This window comes from Mesorhizobium sp. M4B.F.Ca.ET.089.01.1.1 (assembly GCF_004022605.1).
Classification (GTDB): domain Bacteria; phylum Pseudomonadota; class Alphaproteobacteria; order Rhizobiales; family Rhizobiaceae; genus Mesorhizobium; species Mesorhizobium abyssinicae.
Map to the genome: position 1 here is coordinate 1 of NZ_RZOS01000323.1, position 6,714 is coordinate 6,714.

General features: G+C 65.6%; 9 protein-coding genes and 2 pseudogenes. 8 read left to right on the forward strand and 3 right to left on the reverse strand.

Annotated features, from left to right (window positions below; genetic code table 11):
* Positions 1-214 (reverse strand): annotated as a pseudogene (locus tag EN780_RS24300) (NIPSNAP family protein); the annotation flags it as partial.
* 271 nt (positions 215-485) lie between these two features.
* Here EN780_RS24300 and EN780_RS24305 point away from each other — a divergent pair.
* On the forward strand, positions 486-1,109 hold the full coding sequence (locus EN780_RS24305) for a TetR/AcrR family transcriptional regulator (protein WP_189556695.1): 624 nt from the start codon (positions 486-488) through the stop codon (positions 1,107-1,109).
* Positions 1,110-1,145: 36 nt separating this feature from the next.
* Here EN780_RS24305 and EN780_RS24310 read toward each other — a convergent pair whose 3' ends face one another.
* Positions 1,146-1,733, reverse strand: coding sequence for a hypothetical protein (locus tag EN780_RS24310; protein WP_128275540.1), 588 nt, complete (start codon positions 1,731-1,733; stop codon positions 1,146-1,148).
* A gap of 124 nt (positions 1,734-1,857) precedes the next feature.
* Here EN780_RS24310 and EN780_RS24315 point away from each other — a divergent pair, with 124 nt between their 5' ends.
* Positions 1,858-2,991, forward strand: coding sequence for a metallophosphoesterase (locus tag EN780_RS24315; protein WP_128275541.1), 1,134 nt, complete (start codon positions 1,858-1,860; stop codon positions 2,989-2,991).
* 18 nt (positions 2,992-3,009) lie between these two features.
* Here the strand turns inward: EN780_RS24315 and EN780_RS24320 are convergent, their stop codons facing one another.
* A complete protein-coding gene (locus EN780_RS24320; RefSeq protein ID WP_127284176.1) occupies positions 3,010-3,189 on the reverse strand; it encodes a CsbD family protein in 180 nt (59 codons plus the stop codon).
* Positions 3,190-3,356: 167 nt separating this feature from the next.
* On the opposite strand from EN780_RS24320, the gene EN780_RS24325 reads away from it, so the two are divergent.
* From EN780_RS24325 to EN780_RS24345, 6 genes and pseudogenes are all read left to right on the forward strand, one after another.
* On the forward strand, positions 3,357-4,016 hold the full coding sequence (locus tag EN780_RS24325) for a glutathione S-transferase family protein (RefSeq protein WP_128275542.1): 660 nt from the start codon (positions 3,357-3,359) through the stop codon (positions 4,014-4,016).
* A 152-nt stretch (positions 4,017-4,168) separates the two neighbouring features.
* On the forward strand, positions 4,169-4,489 hold the full coding sequence (locus EN780_RS24330; RefSeq protein ID WP_128275543.1) for a metalloregulator ArsR/SmtB family transcription factor: 321 nt from the start codon (positions 4,169-4,171) through the stop codon (positions 4,487-4,489).
* Entirely contained in the window at positions 4,489-5,268 is a 780-nt protein-coding gene (locus EN780_RS24335) for an SRPBCC domain-containing protein (RefSeq protein WP_128275544.1), read from the forward strand. The genes EN780_RS24330 and EN780_RS24335 overlap by 1 nt, the downstream gene beginning before the upstream one ends.
* Positions 5,269-5,559: 291 nt before the next feature.
* Complete coding sequence (locus EN780_RS38915) at positions 5,560-5,718, forward strand: hypothetical protein (RefSeq protein WP_189556692.1); 159 nt, start codon at positions 5,560-5,562, stop codon at positions 5,716-5,718.
* Positions 5,719-5,767: 49 nt separating this feature from the next.
* Positions 5,768-6,091 (forward strand): annotated as a pseudogene (locus EN780_RS24340) (YkgJ family cysteine cluster protein); the annotation flags it as partial.
* A gap of 98 nt (positions 6,092-6,189) precedes the next feature.
* The coding region (locus tag EN780_RS24345; RefSeq protein ID WP_133372692.1) for a LysE family translocator at positions 6,190-6,714 on the forward strand (525 nt) is incomplete at its 3' end.

Sequence of the window (6,714 nt, forward strand, 5' to 3'; positions counted from 1 at the left end):
CCGCGAAGCCGCGCATCCACACGAACATGTCCGGACGGTCGAGGTCGCGGAACTGGCCGATGATGGTCATGCCCGCCGCCTCCTGGGTTTCGATGAACTCGCGGTCGAAGAGGTCGATCAGCGTTTCGCGCCGTCCGGGATTCAGCGTGTACTGCCTGAGTTCCACGATCGGTGACGCAAGGCGTGCAGAGGTTTCGTTTCGAGCAAGGTCCATTGTCGACTCCAAAACAGGGTGATCGTCCTGTTTTGTAAAACAGACCGGTTGTCCTGTTTTGTCAATCTGCTATTTCTCTCTTCCTTCTCCCTCTGCGGGGAGAGGTGGATTGGCGCGCAGCGCCAAGACGGATGAGGGCGCCGGACGGATCGCCGTCCTTGCCAGGCTGGAGCACCCTTCATCCGCCTTCACTTGGTTCAGGCACCTTCTCTCCCAAGGGAAGATGGAGGAGATGGCGATGCGCCAAAAACGCACCAACGACCCGGAAGGCATGCGCCGGCGCGTGCTCGATGTGGCGGAGGAATCCTTCCAGGCGCGCGGCTATCATGCCTCCAGTCTCGGCGACCTGATGGCGGCGGCGGGCGTCACCGGCGGCGCGCTGCATCACCATTTCCCGACCAAGAAGGCACTGGCGCTGGCGGTGATCGAGGAGCGGGTGGCCGCCGCCGTCGATCAGACCTGGATCGCGCCGGTGCGCGCCGCATCCTCGGCGCGCGAAGGCGTCCGCGCCGTGTTCGAGGCGGTGGCGGCGGAACTGGAACGGCAAGGTTTTGTGCGCGGCTGTCCGCTCAACAACCTCGCGCATGAACTGTCGCTCGCCGACCCGGACTTCCGCATTGCGCTTGCCGGCATTTTTGCCCGGTGGCGGCTGGCGATCGCCGACAAGCTGCGGGTCGACCGGCAAGCGGGCCGGGACGAGGGCACGGACCCCGAGCGCTATGCCACGCTGGCGGTCGCCGCCTATTCGGGCGCCATGTCGATGGCCAAGACGGCGCAGGATGCGGGTCTGCTGCGGGATTGCCTGGCGGGGTTGGAGCAGGGCGCCCCGTCCTCACAGAACGGATTGGCAGCGAGGCGGCGCCGCAGGGTGCTGCCGCGACCGAGAACCCTTTGATGTCGGCCCGCCAGCGCTTCCTCCGGCCGTCAGGCGCTACTGCGGCAGCGGCTTGATCGTCTCGTAGCCGACCACGCTTTCCGAATTCGTTCCCTCGTCATAGCGCCGGGCCAGCGATGCGCCGAGATCCGGCGCGTAGAGCGCGGTGAACGTGTCCAGCGTCTCGCCGTCCTGGTTCTTGATCGTCTCCTTGACCGCCAGCACATTGTATTTGCAGCCGCCGAGGCTGAACGTCTCCTTGCCCTTCACCGCCAGTTCCAGCGTCTTTGTGCCTTTCGGCTGCTTCATCGGCGACAGCTCGACGAACTGCGTCGTGCTCTTCGCGCCAGCTTTGAGCGGAAACAGCTTTTTCAGGTCGCCAAGCGGGATCATCGCCAGATGGCCCGTCGTGCTGTCGCGGAACACCTCGATCAGCCCGGCATAGAGATACTGCGTCTGCGGCGATTCCGACTGGTATGTGTTGGCGACCGAAACCATGCCGCCGGCCGCCGGCCGGAACTCGCTGCGGACGCCCGGCATCTCCAGCACGAAGCCGGTCTTGGCGGTCTTGGCATCGACGCATTCGGCGCCATGCGCGGTGCCCGCCGTGGCAAGCAGGGCCATGCCGATCGTTGCGGCCTTCATCGAATCTTCCTCTTCCCGCTCAAGTTGAAGGCGCAAGACTGCCAGACCCATGCCGCCATGTCGATGCTTGGCGGGTCGGGGAGGGAACTGGACGGCCGGGCGCCGCCTGTGCTGAATCTCGGCCATGATGAATCGCAGCCGAACCCATTCGATCTCCCGTCGCGCTGTCCTGGCGCGGATGGCGGGATTTGCGGCGGCCGGCGCTTTTGGTCGCCAGGCATACGGCCAGACCGGAAAGCGCATCCAGCCGATCGACGCCACCTTCCTGTTCATCGCCGATATCCACGCCTGTCGCATGGCGAGCGGGCTGAGCCCCAACTGCCTGCAGGAGGGCAAGACCGATGCCGCGCTGCTGCGCAGCGTCGCCGCGCTGAACGGCATCGCCGACAAGCAATGGCCGGCCGAGATCGGCGGTATCGCCACCGGCCTGCGTTCGGCCGGCAGCCGCATCGGCACACCGCTTGGCCTGGTCACCGGCGGCGACATCACCGACGACGGCGGCGGCCAGGTCACCGAGCCCAGCGAGGGCACGCAGCTGCTGCAGTTCAGCCAGCGCTACCAGCAGGGCATCGGTCCGGACCGCGTCCACATGCCCGTCTATGTCGGGCTCGGCAACCACGACCTCGACCAGAACGGCTCGCCGCCGCATGTCGACTGGTACCGCCGCGAATTGCGCGACTATGTCGAGGTCAACCATCGCGCCGGCGTGTTCTTCAAGCCGCCGGTGCCGGCGACCGACTATGACGTCGACACCGACTGCTATTCCTGGGATTGGGGCGGCCTGCATCTCGTCCAGACGCACCGCTTCGCCGGCGACACCGGCCATGGCGCGCTGAGCAGCCTGCCATGGCTGAAGCAGGACCTGGCTACCTATGCCGGCGACGGCCGCCCGGTCATCCTGTTCCAGCACTATGGCTGGGACATCTTTTCGACCGAGCGCTGGGATCCGGCCAAGCGGACCTATGACGACGGCGGCACCGGCGCGCCGCACTGGTGGGGCGAGGCGGATCGCCAGGCGCTGCTGGCGGCCCTCAAGGGCTACAGCGTCATCGCAATCTTCCACGGCCATCAGCACGAGGTGCCGATGATCTACCGCCGCGACGGGCTCGACCTGTTCAAGCCGAAGGCCGCCTATATGGGCGGCTTCGCGCTGGCCCGGGTGACCGCCGACAGCATGGACGTGGTGCTGGGCGAGGCCGCCGGCGACCATGGCGAAGTTGTCTTCACCAACGCGTTCACGAAGGCGCTTGAGACATGATGGCAAAGGCCTGCCAAATCACATCGCCTTTTTGATCACGGCTTTCATGTCGCCACAGGCCTTCTGCACCTTGCCCGTAGCCTTGTCCGCGATGCCCCTGATTTGCATCGGACGGTTTCCGGTGGCCTTGCCAACCGTCTGCCGGATCGAGCCTTTGATCTGCTTGGCTAGGCCCGCAATCTGGTCGATGTTCACCATCTCCGCATCTCCCGGAGATCCAATCGCGAGAGAAACGGGCTGATGTGCCTCCCGGTTCCGCACTCGAAGCGAGCCGAGCGAAGGCGCTGGATGGCAATATCGTCAGCGAAACGCTTTGCCGCTTCGCCGCGCGCCACTAAGGTGACGGGAAAACAGGGGGAACCGCCTTGGCTGAATTCACGCTCTTCATCGGCAACAAATGCTTTTCTTCCTGGTCGCTCAGGCCTTGGATGGCGATGCGGCATCTGGAGATCCCGTTCGAGGAGAGTTTTGTGCGCCTGCGCACGCCCGAGACCTTTGCCAATCTGGCCAAGGTGTCGCCGACCGGCCTGGTGCCGGTGTTGAATCACAATGGCAGGATCGTCTGGGAAACCCTTGCGATCCTTGAATATCTGGCCGACCTTTATCCCGAGAAAAAGCTCTGGCCGGACGATCTCGGCGCCCGCGCCCTGGCGCGCTCGGTGGCGACCGAGATGCATTCCGGCTTCCGCGAGGTCCGCTATGGCTGGCCGATGAACCTGCGCCGGCCGAAGAGCCACAAGCCGCTCGATTCCGAGGGCGAGGTCCAGCGGGCTCGCATCGAGGCGATCTGGCGGCAATGCCGCGCCGAATACGGCAAGGGCGGCCCGTTCCTGTTCGGCCATTTCACCGCGGCCGACGCCATGTACGCTCCGATCGTCACCCGCTTCGACACCTATGGCGGGGAACTAGCGCCCGATACGCGGGCCTATGTCGACGCCGTGCTGTCGACACCGGCGATGCGGCATTGGTACGCGGAGGCGGCGAAGGAACCGTGGCCGGAGCCCGGTCCTCACGAACAGGACTGACCACCAGGAGGGCCTCCAGAGAGGCTCAAAGGCGTCCTCGACGGCCGGGGCGGTTTCGGCATGGGCTTTCAGCCTCGGCAACGACATATCGGGTGAAGAGAATTGACCACCATCCCGGTGCGGCATAATACGTAACCAAATGGATACGTATTATGCCGCAGGCTGATCCTGACCGCTCCGTTTTCCGCGCCATCGCCGACCCGACGCGCCGCGCCATCCTCGACCGCTTGCGGCTGGGTCCGGCGCCGGTCAACGAGCTGGCCTCGGCCTTTTCGCAGAGCCGGCCGGCGATCTCCAAGCATCTGCGCATCCTGCGCGAGCTCAACGTCGTCTCCGAGCAGAAGTACGGCCGCGAGCGGCTCTATCGGCTGGAGCCGGCCGAACTGAAGGACGTCGCCGACTGGATCCTGCCCTACCGCGACTTCTGGCAGGCGAGCCTCGGCAATCTGAAATCCTATCTGGAGGAAGAGTGATGGCGGGCAACGACAGATCACGCGCGATCGCCGACGTGTCGGCTGGCACCATCCTGGCCACGGTGACGATCGCCGTGCCGCCGGAGCGGGTGTTCCGCGCGATCACCGCCGCGGACCAGATCCCGCTCTGGTGGGGTGCGGACGACATGTACCGCACCACGAAGCACACCGCTGACGTCCGGCCGGGCGGCGCCTGGCGCTCCGAGGGCAAGGGCGCCGACGACCGTGATTTCCACGTCCAGGGCGAATATGTCGAGGTCGAGCCGCCGCACCGCCTGGTGATGACCTGGAAGGCGCCGTGGGACGGCGACCAGGTGACGACCGTCACCTACACGCTGGAGCCGGTGGAGAACGGAACGCGGCTGACGCTGCGCAACGAGGGTTTTGGCGCGCGCCACGGCTCCTGCCGCGACCATGGCTCCGGCTGGGAGCGGGTTCTGGGCTGGCTCGGCCAGTTCCTCGCCGCCGAGGCAGGCATCAAGCCGTCCGGCGTGTTCCATCGCCGGCTGATCCCGCCGCGCCCGGATTTCGCCTTCACCCTGACTGAGGAGGAGCGGGCACTGATGGGCCGCCATGCCGACTATCTGCGGACCCAGCTTCGCGAGGGGAGAATGATGATCGCTGGCCCGGTCGCCGACCCGACCGGGCCCTGGGGCCTGTGCATCCTTCGCGTCGGCACCGAAGCCGAGGCGAGGGCGGTGACCGATGCGGATCCGGTTGTGCGGTCGGGCCGCGGCTTCCGCTACGAGGTGCTGCCGATGATGAGCGTGATCATGTGAGCGCCATAAAAGAACGCCCCTCGCGCGGTTTATTGCGTGGGGGCGTCCTTTTGCCGTCCGAAAACTTGAGATTGCTCTCATGAACCGACGACATCACCATAACGGCTGACCTCGGCATCGGTTCCACAGCCGGCGAAGAAAAATTGCAGCCCCTGTCGGCGCGACTGTGCGGCACCCGGGCGCAAGGCTGGCCTTTTCCGTTTCCGCGGCGCCGATCTGTGCTAGGACCGGCTGGGATTCGTCGATCGACGCGCAGTGCCGCGCGTCCCCATGCTCACGGCAAGGAAAGACATGGCCATCAAATTCTCCGCCAAGGCTCCATCCGCGTCTCCGCCTGCAGCCAAGCCGGCCAAGCCGGCCGCCGCGCCGAAGGCCGATAAGCCGGCGGCGACCGACCTGTTCGACGGGTCGGGGCAAACGCCGCCTCGCAAGACCAAAAAGAAGAAATAGCGCTTTGCCGCACGAGGCCGATCACGAAGATCCGAACTGGCCATCCGGCTTGGCCAGCGGTCTCGGCTGGACAGGTGTCGCTGAAAGCGTCGTCTTTGATTGCCAGAGCTGCGGCGCCTGCTGTTCCTACTCGGCCGAATGGCCGCGTTTCTCGACGGAAGACGACGCGCAGCTCGATCGCATCCCGGAGAAATTCGTGTCGGCCGACCTGTCCGGCATGCGCTGCGAGGGCGTGCGCTGTTCCGCGCTCTCCGGCGAGATCGGCAAGCACACGGCCTGCGGCATCTATGAGCTCCGCCCCGATGTCTGCCGCGCCTGCATGCCCGGCGGCGACGACTGCCTGATGGCGCGTGCCGCGCATGGGCTGCCGCTTGTTCGTCACCCCCTTGCGGGGGAGATTAGCTCGCGCCCGCTTGCCCCGCCTCAAGCGGCCGGATACCTTCCGCGCCGGGCAGGGGCTGCGGAGGATCTATGAGCATCGAATTCCTGTTGACGACGCTGATCGTCGTCGCCTCGCCGGGCACCGGCGTTCTCTACACGCTGAGCGCCGGCCTTTCGCGCGGCGCTCGCGCCTCGATCATTGCCGCCTTCGGCTGCACGCTGGGCATCATCCCGCATATGGCGGCCGCCATCACTGGCCTCGCCGCGGTGCTGCACACCAGCGCTGTCGCCTTCGAGACGCTAAAATATCTGGGCGTCGCCTATCTGCTCTACATGGCCTGGAACACGCTCAAGGAGAAGGGCGGCCTCAGTGTCGACGAGAACGTCGCGCCGCGCTCGGCCGGCAAGGTCATCACATCCGGCATCCTCATCAATATCCTCAATCCGAAGCTGTCGATCTTCTTCTTTGCCTTCCTGCCGCAATTCGTCAGCACCACCGAACCGAACGCGTTTTCGAAGATGCTGGAGCTCTCCGGCGTCTTCATGCTCGTCACCTTCGTCGTCTTCGCCGGCTACGGCATCTTCGCGGCCTCGATCCGCAGCCATGTCGTGTCA